This window comes from Citrobacter sp. Cpo045 (assembly GCF_030332875.1).
GTDB lineage: Bacteria > Pseudomonadota > Gammaproteobacteria > Enterobacterales > Enterobacteriaceae > Citrobacter > Citrobacter portucalensis.
Genome location: NZ_JAOWGZ010000103.1, coordinates 866,204 through 889,114, shown reverse-complemented (window position 1 = coordinate 889,114; position 22,911 = coordinate 866,204). Strand labels below are relative to the sequence as shown.

Here is a 22,911-nt window from a genome sequence, read left to right as displayed (position 1 = left end):
GAGGGATTCATGGCTTTGCATTCCACGCGCTGGCTGGCGCTCGGTTATTTCACCTACTTCTTTAGCTACGGTATCTTTCTGCCTTTCTGGAGCGTCTGGCTCGAAGGGTTAGGGCTGACGCCGGAAACCATCGGTTTACTGCTGGGGGCGGGGCTGATTGCCCGTTTTCTCGGTAGTTTGCTGATTGCGCCGCGTGTGAGCGATCCCTCTCGGCTGATCTCAGCGTTACGTATTCTGGCCCTGTTGACGCTGGTGTTTGCGCTGGCCTTCTGGGCGGGAACCAACGTGGCGTGGCTGATGGTGGTGATGGTCGGTTTTAACCTGTTTTTCTCACCGTTGGTACCGCTGACCGATGCGCTGGCCAACACCTGGCAGAAACAGATAACCATGGATTACGGTCGGGTGCGACTGTGGGGATCCGTGGCTTTTGTGATCGGCTCCGCGCTAACCGGCAAACTGGTGAGCCTGTTTGACTATCGGGTGATCCTGGTCCTGCTATCGCTTGGCGTCGCCTCGATGCTGCTGGGCATGATGATTCGCCCGAGCGTGCAGCCAGCGGGTGAAAACCGTCAGCAGGAGAGTGCGGGATGGCCCGCCTGGCGCGCGCTGATAACCCAGAGCTGGCGTTTTCTTGCTTGCGTGAGTCTGCTACAGGGGGCGCATGCTGCGTATTATGGTTTCAGCGCCATCTATTGGCAGTCTGCCGGATATTCCGCTTCGGCGGTGGGCTATTTATGGTCACTAGGTGTGGTGGCGGAGGTGATTATTTTCGCACTTAGCCACAAGCTGTTCCGTCGCTTCAGCGCCCGCGATCTGCTGCTGCTTTCCGCCATTTGCGGGGTGGTGCGTTGGGGATTGATGGGCTGGAGCACCGAGCTGCCGTGGCTGATCGTGGTGCAAATCCTCCATTGCGGAACCTTTACCGTCTGCCACCTGGCGGCAATGCGTTATATCGCGGCACGCCAGGGGAGCGAAGTTATTCGTTTGCAGGCGGTGTATTCCGCGATAGCGATGGGCGGCAGTATCGCCATCATGACCGTATTCGCGGGCTATCTGTACCAGAATCTGGGCAGCGGCGTGTTCTGGGTGATGGCGCTGGTGGCGCTCCCGGCAATCGTTCTGCGCCCGAAGGTGGTCGCGCAGCCTGCAACGTTATGATTCGAGGATTTTGCGGATCTGCTGCTGCTGATGCGGCGTAAGCGCCAGATCCGCATGAATCAACGGGGGTGAAAATAGCGGTAACGGCGTGGTGTACGGCGTAATAATCAGCGTTACGCCGCGCGGGGCACCCTCTTTTTGAAAGTCCTGCATCGGCATATGTTTTACGTTGAGCGGCAGCAGCGTCAGTTCGCGCAGCTGTTGCTCTATATGCACTTCAAGTTGTTCGTTACTACCGGTCAGCAGGATAATCTGCTTTTCGTGTAAATCCTTCTCCTGCATCAGCCAGGCGCCGAAAATAACGGCCACCAGCCCGATCTCTTCTTCGGAAAATTGCACATCGTATTCGGCCTCGAAGCCGTGAATCGCCTCGCGGGTAGTACGAACCAGCCGGGGATAAAGGCGGCTGAACTCCTCCGGCAGCGTGTTATCAATGCCGATGGCAAACACGCTGCGGTTCAGTGCCTGAGCCAGGTGGATATACAACTGGTCATTCAGCCCTTGCTCATCGCTGAAGCGCACATTGCCATACTCGCGAAAACGCAGCACCAGCCGCGCAATAGCAAGGCGCAGGCGGCGATCCTGCTGGTGATTATCGCGAATCGGGTCGGGGATACGAAGCATTGAGAACAGCAACGCCATAAACAGCGATTCGCCCAGCGGTGCACTCTGCATGACGTGGCGCTGCCAGTGACGGCCAATTTCCTCTGCGAGCGGATATTCCGCGCAGGATTGCGCCCAGCGTTGCTGGAGTGGGTTAAATTCCGGGGTGATCCCCGCGTGATGCTGTAGCAGGCAGTACTGTAAATACAGGCGCAGGAACTGGATGTCACGACACTCAAACGGCTTCTGCAAGCGCCGGGAGCACAGATTAATGAGCGCATGCAGATTGGTGTCGTCATACAGCGTACGTGCGATCCCCCGTTGTTTTAGTTCTGCTTTTAACGCCGGGGTAAACTGCTGGGCGATAAAGGCCGGGCAAATCCGCAGGCCACGGCGCAGCCACTGCAACAGACACAGACGCTGATTTAGCGGGGTTCCTTCGATCGTATAGCCACCATTCTGCGCGGTGGCTATCGCGAGCCGGTGATAGCGCTGGATTTCGAGTCCTGCGCCAATAATATCTTCCTGAACCGTGGCATCATCGACACCGTTGAGGCTGCTGAAGGTTTGTGTAGTAGCGATTTGCCCCGGCAGGAAAAGCGTCAGCAGCACCTGGCAACGGCGCTGGGGAGCGGAAAGTACAGATGGTGGGGCAAGCGTTGACATCATCTGTAGATTCTCCCGTGAGTATGTTTGATAAGAATAGCTAAAGTTTGCTCATAGATTTGAGGAATGGAAAGCTTTACGCCAGGAATGCTGGGGAGCGTCACAGAATTTTTAACGTGCGGAACAGATAGCGGTAGTGGAACGCAGCGCGTTAATCCGCTTTTTCACTGTTTTATCTTTTGGTTAGATATAAATAAACCGGCAGGTTGCGCAATGACGTACTGTTAATGCTCCTGTATCAACATATGTTGGCGGAGCATAATGAATATGTTTTCTCCGAGAAAAGGTTCCGTTCACCTTATGTTCATCGCTTCTCTGTACACTGAACGCCAGTGAACGTGTTAAGGGTGCTATCGCCGCACCCTTAACAATCCCGGCTCCCGGCGGGAAAATTGCCGCTCCGCGGTTCCCTCCGCTTATTCCTCCAGGCTACCGGGCCGGGCGCGATGTAACGTCCCTGTAAAGCGCGCCCTGAGCCAGCATCCATGCTGGCTCTCCCGGCCTTACGGAAGCACGTCGGCAATTTTCAGCCGGACCAGCTCACACCTCACCTTCTGTGTTTTTTGTTAAAACAGCAAAACAGATTTAACTGGAAGTCAGAGCGTTGAAGCGATGACCCCGGTCCGGCTGAAAATCGATGAGGCGTTGACGGCTGACCGGGACTGCCCGCAAGGATGCGGGCAGAGGGGACGGCCTGCATGGATGCAGGCTCGGCCCCGACCCGACAGGCAGACGGAATAAGACGAATAGCTCGCGCAGCGACGATTTTCCCGCCGGGAGCCTGGGATGCAAGGGAGGCGGCGGTGAGCCTCCCTTGCACGTTCACGGGTATAGCGATATCAGAGAAGCGATGCACATAAGGTGAACGGAAACTTATTCAGAGTAAAACGTTCTCCCTACATGTTTAACTGACCGTCATTACACTTGCAAATAGGGGGGGGTAAAAAGAGCGCTGCCTGGCGTTACTTACCACGGCTCAGCGTTAATCCCACATCACCGCCGGGATGCACAGACAACAGCGTCTCTTTTGAGTAACCGCTTTCGCTCATCAGGCAGGCGCAGGCGGCGTCAAAGATAGCCAGCACCAGTAAAATTGATGTGGTGGCCAACATGTTGAGCGGGTCGGCCTCACGCTGGACGCCGGTGGAAATCACCAGTCTCGACGCTTTAGCAATGGCAGAATCGGCGTTTTCAGTCACGCTCAGAATCGGCACATTTCGCGCATTCAGTCCGGGCAGCAGCCGGGTGAGTTCGTCCGAATTCCCTCCACGCGACAGCATAATCACCAGGTCGTTGGCGCGTAAAAAACCGAGATCGCCATGCGCCGCGTCCGTCGCGTTGAGGTAGATCGCCGGGCGTTCCACGCACGCAAGCATATGCGCCACTTTACGCGCTGCGATGCCGGAGGTACCTACGCCGATGACGACGATTTTCCCCTGACAGCCGCGCAGCTCCGCCATCAGCGACTGCCAGAGCGGTTCAGTCAGATGCTGCCCCAGACCCGCCAGGGCATCGCTATAGAGCTGAAATACGCCGGTGGCCTGAGACCAGGAGTCGCTCATGCGTCCTCCTGCATCAACTGGCGGTATTTCATATGATCCTGATACATCTCGTGGAATACCCGATATTTGCGATCGTAGTACTGCTTAATGCGATTAGTCTGCGGGGTAACCGTTTTACCAATCCGGCTCATCGCCGACATCGCTTCCGGGAAGGTTTCGAAAACGCCCGCGGCGATAGTTCCCATCATGGCGCCACCCAGCAGCATGGCTTCGCTCTCTTCAGGCAGCAGCATCGCGCAGCCGGTGGCGTTGGCATGTTCCTGAACGAAGATTGGGTTTTTCGTCCCGCCGCCGCTGGCCATTATCGTATCGATGGTGTAGCCGCTTTGATTCATCGTTTCAATGATATGGCGGGTTCCCAGCGCAATGGCCTGGATGGTCGCAAGGTACTGTAGCGCCATATCTTCCGGCGTACGTGACAGTTTCAGTCCGGTGATTGCGCCCGTAAGCGTTGGGTTAGCGCGCGGCGAGCGGTTGCCGTGGAAATAGGGCAGGATGTGCATATCGCGGGTTAAAAATGCGATATCTTCCGGCTCACCGGCCATTTTACGCAACAGCGCATTTAGCACTTCGTAAATGGTCTGCCCCTGAGATTTAGCTTGCGCCAGCAGGGTTTCGTAGCAAGGATGCGACTGAATAACGTGGTCGATTAACGCCCCTGTTGCCGACTGTCCACCTTCGTTGAGCCAGTATTCTGGCAGCACGGCTGAGTAGTAAGGACCCCAGACGCCGCCGATAAAACGCGGCTCTTTGGAAATCGCCATGTGTCCAGTGGAAGTGCCGCCAATCAGCGCGATACGACGGTCAAAATCCGCCACCTCGCCGGAAACACCGCTTGCCCCGAGCGTGCCGAGGGTACCGGCGTGGGCATCAATGATCGAGACGCTGACAGCGGTCCCCGGAATCAGCCCCATTTCGCTGGCGGCGCGCGCGGATAGCCCGTGACCGAGCGGTTCGCCCATGGTTTTCACGTAGCGACCAATTTTGGCGGCATCATGCTCCAGCAAATCTTCCAGCCCAATCTGGCGGAAATAGCTGGCATCCCATTTGTCTTCATGGCCCATATAGGTCCATTTACACACCGTCGAACACAATGAGCGCGTGTCATCGCCCGTTGCGCGCCAGGTCAGGAAATCGGGCAGGTCAAAGTAGTATCCCGCATTGGCCCAGGTGTTGGGCATATGTTGCTTCAGCCATAGCAGCTTGGGCGTTTGCATTTCTGGGGAGATAATACCACCAACGTAGTCCAGCACCCGATGATGCAGGGCGTTGATGCGCTCGGCCTGAGTAATGGCGCGGTGATCCATCCACACAATGATGTTCTGTTCGCTGCGCCCGGACGGGCTAATGGTCAGCGGTTTACCTTCTTTGTCCAGCACCACCAGTGAACAGGTCGCGTCAAAGCCCAGACCTTTCACCTGGATTGGGTTGATATCCGACTGGTTAATCGCATCGCGAACCGCGTTACACACCGCCTGCCAGATGTTATCGGAAGACTGCTCAACAAAATCGGCCTGCGGGCGGTAAATCTCGATGGCCCGACTGGCCTGACCGACCATTCTGCCGTTGAGATCAAACACGCCAGCACGGGCGCTTCCGGTTCCGACATCCACACCAATAAAGTAACTTGCCATAATTTTTTCTCCTGAAATCAGGCTTTACGATTCTGTAATGCGATAAAGAGGATCAGCACCGCGCCCCACAGCGCCATCGTCAGATAGCTGCTGACCCCCAGCAAGTTAAGGCCGCTTTCCAGCATTTGCAGCACAATCAGTGCCAGCACCAGGCCGATAATGCGCCCGAAGCCGCCATCCGGGTTGATACCGCCGAGGACGGAGGCAAGGATGGTGACCAGCAGGTAGGATTCACCGTATCCGGCTTTAGCTGAGTTGAATTTCGCCATCATCAAAATGGCGGCGACCCAGCCGAGCAGGGCAGAAATCACGTACACCGAAATTTGTACCCGTACGGTATTCACACCGCTGTAGCGGGTAGCCTGCTCATTGGAACCGACGAGATACAGGCTGCGCCCAAGCGTGGTGTGCTCCAGCAGCACCCACAGCAGGATTGCCACCAGGAAAAAGAGCAGTAGCGCCACCGGAATACCGGCAATCGTGGCGTTACCAAGGTACTGAATGGCGGTCGGGAAACCGGAAATCACCGTCCCGTTGGAAAGCAGAATATTCAGCCCGGAGATAAGCGTCATCGTGCCGAGCGTGGCGAGAATAGGCGAAACCCCGACCCAGGCAATCAGCGCACCGTTGAGCGTGCCGATAGCCACCGCCACGGCAGCGCCTGCCAGCAGCGCCAGCACCAGAAACAGCGGGTTATCCGGATGGGTGACGATAATCGCCGCCATCACCAGCGAGCAGGCGTTCGCCCCGGCAATAATCGACAGGTTAATGCCGCCGGTCAGCATGGTCATGCCCATCCCGAGGGCCAGCATGCCGAGGATTGGTAGCTGTGAGCCAATCGACTGGAAGTTAGCGACGCTGAAAAAACGGCTGCCGAGCAGGGCCGAGAAGACCAGGGCGACGACCACAATAATCACGCATTGCAGACGAATGATGGCATCACCGGGTAAAAATCTGGCGATTGTTTTCATCTCAAAGCTCCCTTGCCAGTTTGCGTTTTTCGTTCCAGGCCGTGGCGCTAATGCTGACCAGGATAATGGCGCCGCTGAACACGGTGTGCCAGTAAGAGGAGACGCTGAGCAGCGTCAGGCCATTTTGTAAGAAGGCCAGCAGAACCACGCCGAGCAGGGTTCCGGTCAACGTACCGCGCCCGCCGCTCATGCTGGTTCCGCCGAGTACTACCGCCGCCAGCACCGTCAGCTCAAAGCCGAGCAGCGAATTGGGCGCAACTGACTGGGTGATTTGCGCCTGAACCACGGCGGCAACGCCTGCCAGAATGCCCATGTAGCCATAGACGTAAAAATGCAGCTTCAGCAGATTCAGCCCCAGGCGCGAGGCCGCGTCGCGGTTGCCGCCCATGGCGTAAACCTGACGGCCAAGACGGGTATAGTTCATCAGCACGGCGGTAAAAATGATCACCGCCGCCAGGCACAGCAGGGGGAGGGTCAAACCGTAGTCGTAGCCATCCGCCGCGGTGAACGAGAACCAGTTAATGCCGTTCATAAACCAGTCCGGGAAGCCGTACAGCCAGGTGCCTTTGGTGGCGTAAACCAGCAGACCGTAGTAGACGTTCAGCGTGGCGATGGTAATGATGATTGCCGGAACGCGTAGCCAATAGACCAGAAAACCGTTGATCAGCCCAAGCAGCAGGCCCACCGCAATGGCGATGATTAACGCCAGCGCGAAGTTGCCACCGTGACCGATAACCCAACTGGCCATTGCATACTGGGCTATCGCGGTCATCGCCGGAAATGAGATGTCGATCCCACCGGAAATCAGCACTACAAACAGCCCACAGGCCAGGATGCCGAGAATCGCGTAGCTGGTGGCCACATCCGTCAGGTTCCCCAAAGACAAGAACTCGTCGGTGCTGATGCTCAGCCCAACGGCAAGGGCTACAACCAGCAGGCCCAGCCAGAACTCATGTTGCCCGATTAAACGGGAGAGATGCATCTTATTCATTGATTACCTCGACCACTTCAGCAATCTCCTCTTCACGGCATTGATGAGGATTAAATTCCGCCACCAGCTTGCCGCGACGCATTACCAGCACGCGGTGGCTGTTGTAATACGCTTCCGGGATTTCATCGCAAATCATCAGCACCGCCATACCCTGTCCCGCCAAATCGCGGGCTATCTGGTAAATGCCCTCTTTGTTGGCGATATCCACGCCAACGGTAGGCGAGTCGAGGATCAGGATGCGGGGATTGGTCGCCACCCATTTGGCAATGGCGATACGCTGGGCATTACCGCCGGAAAGGGTTTTGACCGGCAGGTGCGGATCGGACACTTTGATATTCAGTTCGCGGATCAAATCGGCGACCAACTTTTGCGCTTTACGGTGATCGAGCAGGCCGCTACCGGTGTGCAGTTGATCAAACACCGTGACGATGGTGTTGTCGTAGATCGACTGCTCCATGATCAGCCCCTGCGTCAGGCGATCTTCTGAGACATAGCCGATCCCGTGTTGGATGGCGTCATGGTTATTGCGCAGAGTAACCGGCTGACCGTTAATGCGAATCTCGCCGCTTTCCGGGCGCGTCATACCAAACAGGCTCAGACAAAGCTCGGTGCGCCCGGCACCCAGAAGACCAACAATGGAGACGATCTCGCCGCCGTGCAGCGACAGATTGATGTTCTGGTATTTACCTCTGCGGCTGAGATTGCGCAGCTCAAGGAGCGGCTCTTGCTCAATAGCAGGTCTTTCCGGCAATGGGCTGTAGTGGAAGCGTTGTCCGGTCATCAGGAAGGCTAGTTCGTGACTGTCGAGTTCGCTGGCAGGGTATGTACCCACCAGTTTGCCGTCGCGCATTACGCTGATGCGGTCAGCCACTTCCATCACCTCATCCAGACGATGGCTGACAAACACGACGCAAATTCCGGCCGCTTTCAGTTCATTAACTACCCGCAGCAGGCCATTAACCTCCTGGCGGGTTAGCGAGGCGGTGGGCTCGTCCATAATCACCAGACGCGCATCGGCGGCAATCGCCCGGCAAATGGCGACCAGCTGTCGATCAGCAATTGAGAGTTTTTCAACTTTTTTATCGGGATCGATATTCACCCCAATACGTTTCATGGCTGCCAGCGCCTGCTGCTTCATGGCGCCGCGACGCACCCAGATATCGCCACCCGGCAGATAGCGGTTGACCGCGATATTTTCTGCGACGCTAAAGTTGGGGAACAACGACAGGTCCTGATAAATAACCTGAATGCCATAATGGGAAGAGAGCTGCGGCGTCAGATGATGGAACAATTTTCCGTCGAGTAAAATCTGCGCGCCTTTTTCCGGATGATAAACCCCGGAGATCACTTTAATAATGGTACTTTTACCACAGCCGTTTTGACCCGCCAGACAGTGAACTTCGCCTTTTCTCAGCGTCAGATTCACGTTATCCAGCGCCAGCACGCCCGGGAATTGTTTGCTGATATTCTCAAGAGTGATAAATGCGGTGGTGTCTGCCATGGACAATACCCCTGCGCGCGTCCGGGGGGACGCTGAGTGTTAGTTTGGTTGATAGCGCCGACCAGACGGTCGGCGTTAAGGTTCCCTGGTGTTGGCTAAAGCCTTAGAAACCAAGTGATTGTGCGTTGTCTTTGGTGACTTCGAGGATCTTGTTAAAGCGGATCACTTTCTTCTCCGTGTCGATATCGGCTTTCCCTAAACCATCGATACTCAGATCGGCGTTCACTTCTTTGCCCTGCAACAGCTGATCGGCAACGGTGACCAGCGCGTAGCCCGCGTCTTTTGGATCCCACAGCAGCGCTTTTTTGATATCACCGCGCATCAGGTAAGGTGCTGCCTGCGCCGGCATGGCGATCCCGACGACGGCGATCTTATCTTTGGCGCGTTTTTTCTGCACAGCCTGACCAGCACCGATTGGACCCAGTGAGCCGAAGCCGATAATGCCCTTCATCTGCGGGTAGGTTTTCATCAGATCCAGCGTTGTGGCGTAGGATTTATCGATACTTTCCGCGACCGGCAGACGTGAAGTGACTTCGAACATTTCCGGATATTTTTCTTTCTGGTACTTAATCGCATAATCCGCCCACGCGTTATGCAGTGGGACCGTCAGCGAACCAACATAGATGGCATATCCGCCTTTGCCGCCCATATTTTTCGCTAACTCATCGACGTTAGCCTGTGCGTATTTTTCACTATCGATGGTTTCGATATCCCACTGGCCAATTTGCTCATCCGGGGATTCGTGCGTCAGCACCACGATGCCTTTATCGCGCGCTTTTTTCAGTACCGGCTCAAGGACCTTGGCATCATTCGGCACCACGATGATCGCATTAACGTTTTTGGCGATCAGATCCTCAATCACTTTCACCTGCTGCGCCGGGTCCGGCGTTGAAGGTCCGGTCTGGTAAGCATTCACATCCAGTTTTTTTGCTGCTTCATTTACGCCGGTTTCCATCCGGTTAAACCATGGGATCCCGGTGACTTTGGCAACCACAGCAATTTCATATTTTTCCGCCGCAAAGGACGTGCCGGACAACATGCATGCAGAAACCAGGGTTGCACTGAGTAATGCGAGTTTGAATTTCATAGTTGTACCTTTCGTAGGGGGCAGGACATGTCACGGCGTGAAGTTAACAATGAATGGAAGAGGGAATGAATCATAAGTTTGGTAAATGTGATATATGCCCATTATTGTGAATTTATAGAAATAAAATGGTTAACAATTAGTTAAATTTGCATGGTTTTACATTCAGGTTTTCAAATTAAGTGTTAATTAAATATTAAAATGAAACCATCAATTAACATTTTTTTATCATTTGGCTTAAGTTTTGACGCCTAAAAGGTGTTTGGGGGGAATTTCCCGAAGAAGAAATTATCGAAATTGAGAACTGAATCGATACCGGAAAAGGGTGCTCAATATTTTTTCGTTCAATGGTATCCTCAGCACACTTTCGCCAAACCAGGCATCATTATTTGTGGCGGTGTAGATTTTCATCGTGGAGAACTCATGCAAGGCGTTAAACGTATCATTATCACGTTGTTTCTCGCTGTCCTGTCCTTTGGCGCAGGCGCGCATCCCCACAGCTTTATCCATCTGAAAACTGAGATAGTGAGCGAGAATGACCAGTTCGTCGCGCTGAAAATGCGCTGGACGATGGATGAAATTACCTCGGCGGATCTGCTTTACGATGCGGGGAATGCCAAACCTGGTGATGAGATCTGGAAGAAACTGGCGGCGGAAGTGATGGCCAACGTTCTCGGGCAGCACTATTTCACCGAAGTGTGGCACGACGGGAAAAAGGTAAAGTTTAAAAACAGGCCGACGGAATATGGCATGGCGCGGGAGGAACACCAGGCAGTGCTGACGTTCGTTTTGCCGCTGGCCGAAGCTCAGCCGCTGAGTGGTCAAAAATATACCATTTCAACCTTCGACCCGACCTACTACGTTGATATGAGCTATGACAAAGACAGCGACGCCAGGCTGGGGCAGGCCATAAGCCAGAAATGCCGGATTTCAGTACATACGCCGACGCCCAATGAACAAACGCTGAGCTTTGCGCAGTCGCTGGATAAAGAAGACGCACCGCCGGAGGATATGGAGTTGGGTAAACAGTTTGCACAGACGGTAACGCTGCAATGTCAGTAGTTTATCAACAACGCGCAGCCAGACGTCGCTGGCTGACGCTATGGCCGCTGGCTGTCTTTTTGCTGTTGGCGGCAGGCGGCATACTGTGGCTATGGCAGGCCTGGCCGCAGGTGATGATGAAAAGTGTCGTCTGGCAGCGCGACGTTAACCAACAGATGAGCGGGTTGCTGAAAGCAGTTGCCGCCAGGCCGGCCCAGGCCGGGGGATCGCTGCTGCTGTTTAGTTTTCTCTACGGAGTTCTGCATGCGCTGGGGCCGGGACATGGAAAAGTCGTCATTACCACCTGGCTGGCAACGCACCCCTCGAAGCTGAAGTCGAGTATTGGCCTGACGCTAGCCTCATCTTTATTACAGGGGCTGGTCGCCATCGGACTGGTGGTTGTGGTGCTTACCATCTTGCAGTTGCCCGCACGACAGCTACATATGAGTAGTTTCTGGCTAGAGAAAGGGAGTTATGCTCTGGTTGGCGTGTTGGGCGTTTTATTGTGCGTCCGTGCGCTGAAGAAATTGCGCCAGCTGCTGCGCCGCCCAAAATTCACTGCCTTCACGCCGCATCATGTGCATCACGAGGGTTGCGGCTGCGGGCATCAGCATTTTCCCGATCCTGAACAGCTGCAAAGTGGTGATGACTGGCGTGCCCGGTTGATGATCGTGCTGTCTATGGGGATGCGCCCGTGCTCGGGGGCCATCATGGTTTTACTGTTCAGCAAAGTGGTTGGCGTGTTTAGCTGGGGGATGGCGTCGGCGCTGGCGATGGCGGCAGGAACCTCTTTGACGATTACGTCACTGGCTCTGTTGGTACACAGTTTCCGCTCGCTTGCGGTGAAATTTAGCGGGCATAAAGCGCCGGTATTGTGGCGACAGATTGGCTGGACGACGCTGGCATTAGCCGGTGGTGCGGTGCTGATTGCTGCTGCGATTGTGATGTGGATGAGCGCGGTGCCGGTAGGGCGAGGGATAAGACCGTTTTAGCACTGTTGTAGGATGAATGCCTGATGGCGCTTCGCTTATCAGGCCTACGGGGAACTTCCCTGGTAGGCCGGATAAGGCGCTAGCCGCCATCAGGCATCAACGATTAACGCTTCAGCGCATCGCTCAGTTCGTCACGCATGTTAGCCAGCATGGCTTTCACTACGCGCGGGTTACCTGCAACGATGTTGCCGGTCGCCATGTAGTTATGACCACCGGTAAAGTCGCAAACCAGTGCGCCAGCTTCACGGGCAATCAGCTCACCTGCGGCGAAATCCCACGGGCGCAGGCCAATTTCGAAATAACCGTCAACGCGGGCTGCGGCAACGTAGGCCAGATCCAGCGCAGCAGAACCGGTGCGGCGGAAGTCCGCGCATTCGGTAAACATGTTGCCCAGAATTTTCATGTAAGAAGCGGCGTGCTGTTTGGCTTTGAACGGGAAACCGGTGGCGATGATGGTGCCATCCAGATCGCGGGCGGTGCTGCCACGCAGACGGTAGCCGTTCAGCTGTGCGCCCTGGCCACGGGTTGCGGTGAACAGTTCGTTACGCATTGGATCGTAAACAACGGCGACTTCAGTACGGCCTTTGATGCGTACTGCGATGGATACCGCGAAGTGCGGCAGACGTTTTACGAAGTTGGTGGTGCCATCCAGTGGATCGATAACCCATTGAACATCCAAATCTTCACCAACATGTTCACCGCTTTCTTCGGTGATGATGGTGTGCTGTGGGTAAGATTTGCGAATCGTTTCGATAATAATCGCTTCGGCGGCTTTATCGACGTTAGTCACGAAATCATTGCTGCCTTTCTGGCTGGTTTCTACAGAGTCTGGGGTTTCGTAGTGTTTGGCAATTACATTACCCGCCTTGCGCGCTGCGCGCACGGCGATGGTCAGCATCGGATGCATCGGTCTCTCTCACTGGATGTTAAAGAACGGGAAAACGGCGCAGAGTATAGCAGCGAGTTCGGAATATGTCTTCGTTTTATGATAATATGCCCGAATAATCTTTAGCCGAAGAAATACAATGCTGCAAAATATTCGAATCGTGCTGGTGGAAACCTCTCACACTGGCAACATGGGCTCTGTAGCCCGCGCAATGAAAACCATGGGTTTAACCAATCTGTGGCTGGTAAATCCACTGGTTAAACCGGACTCCCAGGCCATCGCCCTGGCAGCGGGTGCCAGTGATGTGATCGGCAGCGCGCAGATCGTCGATACGCTCGATGAAGCGCTGGCGGGCTGTAGCCTGGTGGTAGGCACCAGTGCGCGTTCCCGCACGCTGCCGTGGCCGATGCTGGACCCGCGTGAATGCGGTTTAAAAAGTGTCTCTGAAGCGACGAACTCGCCGGTGGCGCTGGTATTTGGTCGTGAACGTGTTGGTCTGACCAACGAAGAGCTGCAGAAGTGCCATTATCACGTCGCCATTGCCGCGAACCCGGAATACAGTTCGCTCAACCTGGCGATGGCAGTGCAGGTCATCTCTTATGAAGTGCGCATGGCCTGGCTGGCGACGCAGGAAAGCGACAAGACCGTAGATTACGAAGAAGCAGAGTATCCGCTGGTCGATGATTTAGAGCGTTTTTACGGTCATCTGGAGCAAACGCTGCTATCGACCGGGTTTATCCGCGAAGGGCACCCGGGGCAGGTGATGAACAAACTGCGTCGTTTGTTCACGCGCGCGCGTCCAGAGAGCCAGGAGCTGAACATCCTGCGCGGGATTTTAGCTTCAATCGAGCAGCAGAATAAAAGCAAGTAACTGTACGAATGCCGGATGCGCTTCGCTTATCCGGCCTACAGGCCGCACGATTTGCAGGCCGGATAAACGAAGCGCATCCGGCAAGTGAAAATGGCACTGAAGGTTAAATACCCGACTAAATTAGTCAAGTAAATAGTTGACTGATTTAGTCGGGAATGTCAGACTTGCCCCTGCTATGCAATACCCCCATTTTACAATAAAAAACCCCGGGCAGGGGCGAGTTTGAGGCTAAGTAAGACATGAGACTGACATCAAAAGGGCGTTATGCCGTGACCGCAATGTTGGACGTTGCGCTCAACTCCGAAACGGGCCCGGTACCGTTGGCTGATATTTCTGAACGTCAGGGAATTTCCCTGTCATATCTGGAGCAGCTGTTTTCCCGTTTGCGTAAAAACGGTCTGGTTTCCAGCGTACGTGGACCAGGCGGCGGGTATCTGCTGGGTAAAGATGCCGGCAGCATCGCAGTAGGTGAAGTGATTAGCGCTGTTGACGAGTCTGTAGATGCGACCCGTTGCCAGGGCAAAGGCGGTTGTCAGGGCGGCGATAAATGCCTGACCCACGCGCTGTGGCGCGATCTGAGCGATCGTCTGACCGGTTTCCTCAACAACATTACGTTGGGCGAACTGGTAAATAATCAGGAAGTCCTGGATGTGTCTGGTCGCCAGCATACCCATGACGCTCCACGCACTAATCGTGCTCAAGACGCGATCGACGTTAAGTTACGCGCATAATAAAAGTATTTTAGAATCAGGCCGGGGTGCTACACACCCCGTTAACTCGGTCGTACATCCAGCCGGTTGCCTGATTCCTTGCATTGAAGCGATGTACGGAGTTTATAGAGCAATGAAATTACCGATCTATCTCGACTACTCCGCAACCACGCCGGTGGACCCGCGTGTTGCCGAGAAAATGATGCAGTGTCTGACCCTGGACGGAAACTTTGGTAACCCAGCGTCTCGTTCACACCGTTTCGGCTGGCAGGCTGAAGAGGCGGTAGATATCGCCCGTAACCAGATTGCCGACCTCGTGGGCGCTGACCCGCGTGAAATCGTATTTACTTCCGGTGCGACTGAATCCGATAACCTGGCGATTAAAGGTGCAGCCAACTTTTATCAGAAAAAAGGCAAGCACATCATCACCAGCAAAACCGAACACAAAGCCGTGCTGGATACCTGTCGTCAGCTGGAGCGCGAAGGGTTCGAAGTCACCTACCTCGCCCCGCAGCGTAACGGCATTATCGACCTGAAAGAACTTGAAGCAGCAATGCGTGACGACACCATCCTCGTGTCCATCATGCACGTGAACAACGAAATCGGCGTGGTGCAGGATATCGCGACTATCGGCGAAATGTGCCGTGCTCGCGGCATCATCTATCACGTTGATGCGACCCAGAGCGTGGGCAAACTGCCTATCGATCTGAGCCAACTGAAAGTTGACCTGATGTCCTTCTCCGGCCACAAAATCTATGGTCCGAAAGGTATCGGCGCGCTGTACGTTCGTCGTAAACCGCGTATTCGTATTGAAGCGCAGATGCACGGCGGCGGTCACGAGCGCGGTATGCGTTCCGGTACGCTGCCTGTGCACCAGATCGTCGGCATGGGTGAAGCATACCGTATCGCTAAAGAAGAGATGGAAACCGAGATGGCGCGCCTGCGCAGTCTGCGTAACCGTCTGTGGAACGGCGTGAAAGATATGGAAGAGGTGTACCTCAACGGTGACCTCGAGCAGGGCGCACCGAACATTCTCAACGTCAGCTTCAACTTTGTTGAAGGCGAGTCGCTGATTATGGCGCTGAAAGACCTGGCTGTATCCTCCGGTTCTGCATGTACTTCTGCAAGCCTGGAGCCATCCTACGTGCTGCGCGCGCTGGGGATGACCGACGAGCTGGCACACAGCTCAATTCGTTTCTCTTTAGGTCGTTTCACTACCGAAGAAGAGATTGACTATGCCATCAATCTGGTTCGCAACTCCATTGGCCGTCTGCGCGACCTTTCTCCACTGTGGGAAATGTTCAAACAGGGTGTGGATCTGAACAGCATTGAATGGTCACATCACTAATTCGGCACCGATAAGGAGAATTCAACATGGCTTACAGCGAAAAAGTTATCGATCATTACGAGAATCCACGTAACGTGGGCTCTTTTGACAACAGCGACGAGAACGTGGGTAGCGGCATGGTCGGTGCACCAGCCTGTGGCGACGTGATGAAGTTGCAGATCAAAGTCAACAATGAGGGTATCATTGAAGACGCGCGTTTCAAGACTTACGGCTGCGGTTCCGCTATTGCTTCCAGCTCTCTGGTTACCGAATGGGTAAAAGGGAAATCTCTGGACGAAGCACAGGCGATTAAAAACACCGATATCGCCGACGAGCTTGAACTGCCACCGGTGAAAATTCACTGCTCTATTCTGGCTGAAGACGCGATTAAAGCCGCGATTGCGGATTACAAAAGCAAACGTGAAGCAAAATAATTAAGAGTTGAGGTTTTATTATGTCGATTACCTTAAGCGACAGTGCAGCAGCGCGTGTAAATACCTTCCTGGCAAACCGCGGTAAAGGGTTTGGTCTGCGTCTGGGCGTGAGAACCTCCGGCTGCTCAGGTATGGCCTATGTACTGGAATTTGTTGACGAGCCGGCGGCTGAAGATACCGTGTTTGAAGACAAAGGTGTAAAAGTCGTGATCGACGGTAAGAGCCTGCAATTCCTCGACGGTACGCAGTTAGACTTCGTCAAAGAAGGTCTGAACGAAGGGTTTAAGTTCACTAACCCGAACGTGAAAGACGAATGTGGATGCGGCGAAAGCTTCCACGTGTAACGTGCGTCACCCGAAAACCCCACCGTGGCTTCGCTACGTGTGGGGTTTGTTCTAACAGGCTACCCCTGAGAATGTTATGGACTACTTCACCCTCTTTGGCTTACCGGCCCGTTATCAGCTCGATACTCAGGCGCTGAGCCTACGTTTTCAGGATCTACAACGTCAGTATCATCCTGATAAATTCGCCAGCGGTTCCCAGGCGGAACAACTTGCTGCGGTTTCGCAGTCCGCCACTATCAACCAGGCCTGGCAAACGCTGCGCCATCCTTTGATGCGCGCCGAATACTTATTGTCTTTACACGGTTTTGATATCCGCAGCGAGCAGCACACGGTGCGCGATACCGCGTTCCTGATGGAGCAACTTGAGCTGCGTGAAGAGCTGGACGAGATTGAACAGGCAAAAGACAGTCAACGTTTAGATGCGTTTATGAAACGCGTCAGCGAAATGTATAACGTTCGCCATCAACTGATGGTGGAACAGCTGGATAGCGAGACGTGGGACGCAGCGGCAGATACCGTGCGTAAGCTGCGTTTTCTCGATAAACTGCGAAGCAGTGCAGAACAACTCGAAGAAAAACTGCTCGATTTTTAATTTCCGGAAGCGAAAATGGCCTTATTACAAATTAGTGAGCCTGGTCTGAGCGCCGCGCCGCACCAGCGTCGTCTGGCGGTAGGTATCGATTTAGGCACCACCAACTCCCTGGTTGCTACCGTACGCAGCGGCCAGGCCGAAACGCTGGCAGACCATGAAGGTCGCCACCTGTTGCCGTCAGTGGTTCACTATCAGCAGCAGGGCTACTCTGTCGGTTACGATGCCCGCGCCAATGCAGCGTTGGATACGGCAAACACCGTTAGCTCGGTAAAACGCATGATGGGCCGCTCTCTGGCGGATATCCAGGCGCGTTACCCGCATCTGCCATATACGTTCCAGGCGAGCGAAAACGGTCTGCCGATGATTGAAACCGCTGCCGGTTTGCTTAATCCGGTGCGCGTCTCTGCTGATATTCTGAAAGCGCTGGCCGCGCGGGCTACCGAATCGCTGTCCGGCGAACTGGACGGCGTGGTAATCACCGTTCCGGCTTACTTTGACGATGCACAGCGTCAGGGGACCAAAGACGCCGCGCGTCTGGCGGGCCTGCACGTATTGCGTCTGCTGAACGAACCGACCGCAGCGGCGATCGCGTATGGTCTGGACTCCGGTCAGGAAGGCGTGATCGCGGTCTACGATCTTGGTGGCGGTACGTTTGATATTTCTATTCTGCGCCTGAGCCGTGGCGTGTTTGAAGTGCTGGCGACCGGTGGTGATTCCGCGCTCGGCGGCGACGATTTTGACCATCTGCTGGCCGATTACATTCGCGAGCAGGCGGGCGTGGCCGATCGCAGCGATAACCGCGTACAGCGTGAACTGCTGGATGCCGCGATTGCAGCGAAAATCGCACTTAGCGACGCTGATTCTGTAACGGTTAACGTGGCAGGATGGCAGGGGGAAATCACCCGTGAAACCTTTAATGAACTCATTTCCGCACTGGTCAAGCGTACGCTGCTGGCCTGCCGTCGCGCGCTGAAAGATGCGGGCGTGGAGCCGCAAGATGTGCTGGAAGTGGTGATGGTTGGCGGTTCAACGCGCGTGCCATTGGTACGTGAACGCGTCGGTGAATTTTTTGGCCGCACGCCGCTGACCTCTATTGACCCGGACAAAGTGGTCGCTATCGGTGCGGCAATCCAGGCGGATATTCTGGTCGGAAATAAACCGGACAGCGAAATGCTGCTGCTGGACGTTATCCCGCTGTCTCTGGGACTGGAAACCATGGGCGGTCTGGTGGAGAAAGTGATCCCGCGTAACACCACTATCCCAGTGGCGCGCGCGCAGGACTTTACCACCTTTAAAGATGGCCAAACCGCGATGTCCATTCACGTGATGCAGGGCGAGCGTGAGCTGGTGCAGGACTGTCGTTCACTGGCGCGTTTTGCGCTGCGCGGCATCCCGGCATTACCGGCTGGCGGTGCGCACATCCGCGTGACCTTCCAGGTGGATGCCGATGGGCTGCTGAGCGTCACCGCCATGGAGAAATCCACAGGCGTTGAGTCCTCAATCCAGGTTAAACCGTCCTACGGTCTGACCGACAGTGAAATCGCCTCCATGATTCAGGATTCGATGAGTTTTGCCGAGCAGGACGTTAAAGCCCGTATGCTGGCAGAACAGAAAGTCGAAGCGGCACGCGTACTGGAGAGTTTATCCGGTGCGCTGAACGCTGATGCCGCGCTGTTAAGCGCCGCAGAACGTCAGGCTATCGACACCGCCGCCGCGCACTTGAGCGAGGTTGCACAGGGTGACGATGTTGACGCGATAGAACAAGCCATTAAAAACGTAGACAAACAAACCCAGGAATTCGCCGCTCGCCGCATGGACAAATCCGTCCGTAGCGCGCTGAAAGGCCATTCCGTGGACGAGGTTTAATATGCCAAAGATTGTTATTTTGCCTCATCAGGATCTCTGTCCCGATGGCGCAGTTCTGGAAGCTGAGACCGGCGAAACCATTCTCGACGTTGCCCTGCGTAACGGAATCGAGATTGAACACGCCTGTGAAAAATCCTGTGCCTGCACTACCTGCCACTGCATCGTGCGTGAAGGTTTTGATTCTTTGCCGGAAAGCACAGAAGAAGAAGACGACATGCTGGATAAAGCCTGGGGACTGGAGCCGGAGAGCCGTTTAAGCTGTCAGGCGCGGGTAACCGAGGACGATTTAGTGGTCGAAATCCCACGTTACACAATCAATCATGCGCGTGAGCATTAACAGAGGGTAGTATGGGACTGAAGTGGACCGATAGCCGCGAAATCGGCGAGGCGCTGTATGACGCTTTCCCCGATCTCGATCCCAAGACCGTTCGTTTCACCGATCTGCACCAGTGGATCTGTGACCTGGAAGAGTTCGATGATGATCCTCAGGCATCGAACGAAAAAATCCTTGAGGCCATTTTGCTGGTCTGGCTGGACGAAGCCGAATAAGTCAACGGGCTGCCCACGGGTGGCCCGTTTTCCTGTATGCGCGAAAATAAGGATAAATAAAATGACAGAAGCCATGAAAATTACGCTTTCCACGCAACCTGCCGATGCCCGCTGGGGGGAAAAGGCAACATACAGCATTAATAATGAAGGCATTACCCTGCACCTGAACGGAAAAGATGACCTCGGCCTTATCCAGCGTGCCGCGCGTAAAATCGACGGCCTGGGTATTAAACACGTTCAACTGGACGGTGAAGGCTGGGATACCGAACGTAGCTGGGCGTTCTGGCAGGGCTACAAGGGACCAAAAGGCACCCGCAAAGTTGAGTGGGCCGCTCTGGACGAAGCGCAGCGCAAAGAGCTGGATAGCCGTCTGAAGATTATTGACTGGGTGCGTGATACCATTAATGCCCCGGCAGAAGAGCTGGGCCCGGAACAGCTGGCGCAGCGCGCTGTTGATCTGCTGTGCTCCGTCGCGTGCGATAACGTCTCTTACCGCATCACCAAAGGTGAAGATCTGCGCGAGCAGAACTACATGGGCCTGCATACCGTGGGTCGCGGATCTGAACGTCCTCCAGTGCTGCTGGCGCTGGACTACAACCCAACAGGCGACAAAGAAGCCCCGGTTTATGCCTGCCTGGTTGGTAAGGGAATTACTTTTGATTCCGGTGGTTACAGCATCAAGCAAAGCGCATTTATGGACTCAATGAAGTCCGACATGGGCGGTGCGGCAACGGTCACCGGCGCGTTGGCATTTGCCATCACCCGTGGTCTGAACAAGCGCGTGAAGCTGTATCTGTGCTGTGCGGATAACCTGATTAGCGGCAACGCCTTTAAGCTCGGCGATATCATTCACTATCGCAACGGTAAAAAAGTTGAAGTGATGAATACCGATGCCGAAGGACGTCTGGTGCTGGCCGATGGCCTGATCGATGCCAGCGCGCAGAAACCGGAACTGATCATTGATGCTGCCACGCTGACCGGCGCGGCGAAAACCGCGCTGGGCAACGATTACCACGCGCTGTTTAGCTTTGATGATCAGCTGGCTGCTCGCCTGCTGGCAAGTGCGGCGCAAGAAAACGAACCGTTCTGGCGTCTGCCGCTGGCAGAGTTTCACCGTAGCCAGTTGCCGTCGAACTTTGCCGAACTGAATAACACCGGTAGCGCGGCTTACCCGGCTGGCGCAAGCACCGCGGCGGGCTTCCTGTCCCATTTCGTGGAAAACTACCAGCAGGGCTGGCTGCATATCGACTGTTCCGCAACCTATCGCAAAGCGCCGGTTGAGCAGTGGTCTGCGGGCGCAACCGGTCTGGGTGTGCGCACGATTGCGAATCTGCTGACCGCATAATTTATTACTGTATTGCCGGATGGCGCTACGCTTATCCGGCCTACATGTATTCATCCAATTTGTGATACTTATGTCCGAAACAAAAAACGAATTAGAAACATTGCTGGAACAAGCGGCAACAGAGCCTGCGCATCGTCCGGCATTTTTCCGTACTTTACTGGAATCCACAGTCTGGGTGCCGGGTACTGCCGCAGAAGGCGAGGCGGTGGTTGAAGACAGCGCTCTCGACCTGCAGCACTGGGAAAAAGAAGACGGAACGACCGTGATCCCGTTCTTCACTTCTCTGGAAGCCCTGCAGCAGGCGGTGGAAGATGAGCAAGCATTTGTCGTTATGCCGGTGCGTACGTTGTTTGAAATGACGCTCGGCGAAACGCTCTTTCTCAACGCGAAACTGCCGACCGGCAAAGAATTTATGCCGCGTGAAATCAGCCTGCTGATGGGGGAAGAGGGGAATCCGCTCAGCACCCAGGAAGTACTGGAAGGCGGTGAATCGCTGATCCTCTCTGAAGTCGCTGAACCTCCGGCGCAGATGATTGACTCGCTGACTACGCTGTTTAAAACCATTAAGCCGGTAAAACGCGCGTTTCTCTGCTCAATCAAAGAAAGCGCGGAAGCCCAGCCGAATCTGCTGATTGGTATTGAAGCGGAAGGGGATATTGAAGAGATCATCCACGCTGCTGGCAGCGTCGCGACCGATACGCTGTCGGGCGATGAACCTATTGATATCTGCCAGGTGAAGAAGGGTGAGAAGGGCGTGAGCCACTTTATCACTGAGCATATCGCACCGTTCTACGAACGCCGCTGGGGCGGTTTCCTGCGCGACTTTAAACAGAACCGGATTATCTAAATTGTAGGCCGGATAAGCGAAGCGCTATCCGGCTTTTCCAGCTTTATAATTGCGGTTCTACCGGTAAATCGTTGCGCGCTCCCCATTCGCTCCATGCGCCGTCATACAATGCGACGTCAGAAACGCCCAGCGTGGCAAGTGCCAGCACGACGACGGCAGCCGTTACGCCGGAGCCGCAGCTGGCGATAATAGGGCGGTCAAAGCTCACGCCGTGGCTGAAGAAAATAGCATCCAGCTCATCGGTGGTTTTCAGTTCGCCGTCACGAACCAGTTCTGTCCACGGTACGTTAAGCGCACCCGGCACATGACCACGTTTCAGACCAGGACGCGGCTCGTCAACTTCGCCATTAAAACGCGCAGCCGGGCGGGCATCGACGATCTGCGCCGTTTTTTCATGACTGGCCAGCAGTACATCGGTAACGCGCACAACTGCGTCAGGCGTAAAGGCCACGTTAAATTCACCTTCAGGTAAATCCTCATCGCCTTCCTTGAGCATTAACTCATCGCGCTTCCAGCCTGCCAGACCGCCTGCCAGAATGGAGACATTTTCGACGCCAAATGTCCGCAGCATCCACCATGCGCGTGGCGCGGAAAACAGATTACCGTCATCGTAGATAACCAGATGCTTATCCTGATTAACGCCCAGCTCGCGCATCGCAACGGCAAAGGCTTCGGGGCGTGGCATCATATGCGGTAGCGGTGAGGTATGATCGGAAAGCGCTTCAATATCAAAAAATACTGCGCCAGGAATATGGCCCGCACGATACTCCTCGCCAACATCGCGATCTTCCTGTCCTGGAGGTGCCATCCGGGCATCAAGAATTTGTATTTCCGGGTCGTCAATGTGTTCGGCAAGCCAGTCGGCAGCGACAAAGAAGGCGGTGGTCATAGGCATCTCCATTTTTACCAGGTTTTGGCAAATTGTCGGATGTTTACC

23 protein-coding genes are annotated in these 22,911 nt (G+C 54.9%); 14 read left to right on the top strand and 9 right to left on the bottom strand.

The annotated features are described in order from the left end of the window. Positions 1–9: 9 nt before the first annotated feature. Positions 10–1,158: a 3-phenylpropionate MFS transporter gene (locus OGY13_RS20210; protein WP_111465250.1), complete on the top strand. Its 1,149-nt coding sequence runs from the start codon at positions 10–12 to the stop codon at positions 1,156–1,158. On the opposite strand, the gene csiE is transcribed toward OGY13_RS20210, so the two are convergent. From csiE to OGY13_RS20175, 7 genes are all read right to left on the bottom strand, one after another. Next, a complete protein-coding gene (csiE, locus tag OGY13_RS20205; RefSeq protein ID WP_032944230.1) occupies positions 1,153–2,430 on the bottom strand; it encodes a stationary phase inducible protein CsiE in 1,278 nt (425 codons plus the stop codon). The two genes, OGY13_RS20210 and csiE, sit on opposite strands and share 6 nt — an antisense overlap. Positions 2,431–3,389: 959 nt before the next feature. Next, positions 3,390–3,989, bottom strand: coding sequence for a KpsF/GutQ family sugar-phosphate isomerase (locus OGY13_RS20200; RefSeq protein ID WP_213752124.1), 600 nt, complete (start codon positions 3,987–3,989; stop codon positions 3,390–3,392). After that, entirely contained in the window at positions 3,986–5,623 is a 1,638-nt protein-coding gene (locus OGY13_RS20195; protein WP_008785469.1) for an FGGY-family carbohydrate kinase, read from the bottom strand. The genes OGY13_RS20200 and OGY13_RS20195 overlap by 4 nt, the downstream gene beginning before the upstream one ends. A 17-nt stretch (positions 5,624–5,640) precedes the next feature. Continuing rightward, positions 5,641–6,594, bottom strand: a complete 954-nt coding sequence (locus tag OGY13_RS20190) for an ABC transporter permease (protein ID WP_003037658.1) — start codon at positions 6,592–6,594, stop codon at positions 5,641–5,643. Position 6,595: 1 nt separating this feature from the next. After that, positions 6,596–7,585 (bottom strand): ABC transporter permease, encoded by a 990-nt coding sequence (locus tag OGY13_RS20185; protein ID WP_008785467.1) that lies wholly within the window; start codon positions 7,583–7,585, stop codon positions 6,596–6,598. Continuing rightward, a complete protein-coding gene (locus OGY13_RS20180; RefSeq protein ID WP_213752123.1) occupies positions 7,578–9,086 on the bottom strand; it encodes a sugar ABC transporter ATP-binding protein in 1,509 nt (502 codons plus the stop codon). The genes OGY13_RS20185 and OGY13_RS20180 overlap by 8 nt, the downstream gene beginning before the upstream one ends. A 103-nt stretch (positions 9,087–9,189) precedes the next feature. Beyond that, positions 9,190–10,173: an autoinducer 2 ABC transporter substrate-binding protein gene (locus OGY13_RS20175; RefSeq protein WP_003037665.1), complete on the bottom strand. Its 984-nt coding sequence runs from the start codon at positions 10,171–10,173 to the stop codon at positions 9,190–9,192. 420 nt (positions 10,174–10,593) lie between these two features. Here OGY13_RS20175 and OGY13_RS20170 point away from each other — a divergent pair, with 420 nt between their 5' ends. Together OGY13_RS20170 and OGY13_RS20165 are read left to right on the top strand one after the other, a co-directional pair. Next, a complete protein-coding gene (locus OGY13_RS20170; RefSeq protein WP_032944224.1) occupies positions 10,594–11,232 on the top strand; it encodes a DUF1007 family protein in 639 nt (212 codons plus the stop codon). Continuing rightward, positions 11,223–12,203 (top strand): nickel/cobalt transporter, encoded by a 981-nt coding sequence (locus OGY13_RS20165; protein ID WP_213752122.1) that lies wholly within the window; start codon positions 11,223–11,225, stop codon positions 12,201–12,203. The genes OGY13_RS20170 and OGY13_RS20165 overlap by 10 nt, the downstream gene beginning before the upstream one ends. A 103-nt stretch (positions 12,204–12,306) precedes the next feature. Here OGY13_RS20165 and suhB read toward each other — a convergent pair whose 3' ends face one another. Then, positions 12,307–13,110 carry an inositol-1-monophosphatase gene (suhB, locus tag OGY13_RS20160; protein ID WP_003835237.1) on the bottom strand — a complete coding sequence of 268 codons (804 nt, stop codon included), beginning with the start codon at positions 13,108–13,110 and terminating at the stop codon, positions 12,307–12,309. 118 nt (positions 13,111–13,228) lie between these two features. Between suhB and trmJ the strand changes: the two genes are divergently transcribed. The 11 genes from trmJ (at position 13,229) to sseB (ending at position 21,974) form a co-directional block, all read left to right on the top strand. Continuing rightward, the gene (gene trmJ / locus OGY13_RS20155; protein ID WP_003835235.1) at positions 13,229–13,960 is read left to right on the top strand and encodes a tRNA (cytosine(32)/uridine(32)-2'-O)-methyltransferase TrmJ; all 732 of its coding nucleotides are present in this window, start codon (positions 13,229–13,231) and stop codon (positions 13,958–13,960) included. A gap of 239 nt (positions 13,961–14,199) precedes the next feature. Then, positions 14,200–14,691, top strand: a complete 492-nt coding sequence (gene iscR / locus OGY13_RS20150) for a Fe-S cluster assembly transcriptional regulator IscR (RefSeq protein ID WP_003037674.1) — start codon at positions 14,200–14,202, stop codon at positions 14,689–14,691. A gap of 112 nt (positions 14,692–14,803) precedes the next feature. Beyond that, the gene (gene iscS, locus OGY13_RS20145) at positions 14,804–16,018 is read left to right on the top strand and encodes a cysteine desulfurase (protein ID WP_003835233.1); all 1,215 of its coding nucleotides are present in this window, start codon (positions 14,804–14,806) and stop codon (positions 16,016–16,018) included. A 26-nt stretch (positions 16,019–16,044) separates the two neighbouring features. Next, positions 16,045–16,431: a Fe-S cluster assembly scaffold IscU gene (gene iscU, locus OGY13_RS20140; protein ID WP_002913991.1), complete on the top strand. Its 387-nt coding sequence runs from the start codon at positions 16,045–16,047 to the stop codon at positions 16,429–16,431. Positions 16,432–16,451: 20 nt separating this feature from the next. Next, positions 16,452–16,775 carry an iron-sulfur cluster assembly protein IscA gene (gene iscA, locus OGY13_RS20135; protein WP_003835203.1) on the top strand — a complete coding sequence of 108 codons (324 nt, stop codon included), beginning with the start codon at positions 16,452–16,454 and terminating at the stop codon, positions 16,773–16,775. A 76-nt stretch (positions 16,776–16,851) separates the two neighbouring features. Beyond that, complete coding sequence (gene hscB, locus OGY13_RS20130) at positions 16,852–17,367, top strand: co-chaperone HscB (RefSeq protein ID WP_003835201.1); 516 nt, start codon at positions 16,852–16,854, stop codon at positions 17,365–17,367. A gap of 15 nt (positions 17,368–17,382) precedes the next feature. Then, entirely contained in the window at positions 17,383–19,233 is a 1,851-nt protein-coding gene (hscA, locus tag OGY13_RS20125; RefSeq protein ID WP_003838439.1) for a Fe-S protein assembly chaperone HscA, read from the top strand. Position 19,234: 1 nt separating this feature from the next. Continuing rightward, entirely contained in the window at positions 19,235–19,570 is a 336-nt protein-coding gene (fdx, locus tag OGY13_RS20120) for an ISC system 2Fe-2S type ferredoxin (protein WP_003037690.1), read from the top strand. An 11-nt stretch (positions 19,571–19,581) separates the two neighbouring features. Beyond that, positions 19,582–19,782, top strand: coding sequence for a Fe-S cluster assembly protein IscX (gene iscX, locus OGY13_RS20115; protein ID WP_003037694.1), 201 nt, complete (start codon positions 19,582–19,584; stop codon positions 19,780–19,782). 61 nt (positions 19,783–19,843) lie between these two features. Beyond that, entirely contained in the window at positions 19,844–21,127 is a 1,284-nt protein-coding gene (pepB, locus tag OGY13_RS20110; RefSeq protein WP_079935288.1) for an aminopeptidase PepB, read from the top strand. Positions 21,128–21,197: 70 nt separating this feature from the next. Beyond that, positions 21,198–21,974 (top strand): enhanced serine sensitivity protein SseB, encoded by a 777-nt coding sequence (gene sseB / locus OGY13_RS20105; protein ID WP_213752121.1) that lies wholly within the window; start codon positions 21,198–21,200, stop codon positions 21,972–21,974. A gap of 43 nt (positions 21,975–22,017) precedes the next feature. Here the strand turns inward: sseB and sseA are convergent, their stop codons facing one another. Further along, positions 22,018–22,863, bottom strand: a complete 846-nt coding sequence (gene sseA, locus OGY13_RS20100) for a 3-mercaptopyruvate sulfurtransferase (RefSeq protein WP_048234730.1) — start codon at positions 22,861–22,863, stop codon at positions 22,018–22,020. Positions 22,864–22,911: the final 48 nt, after the last annotated feature.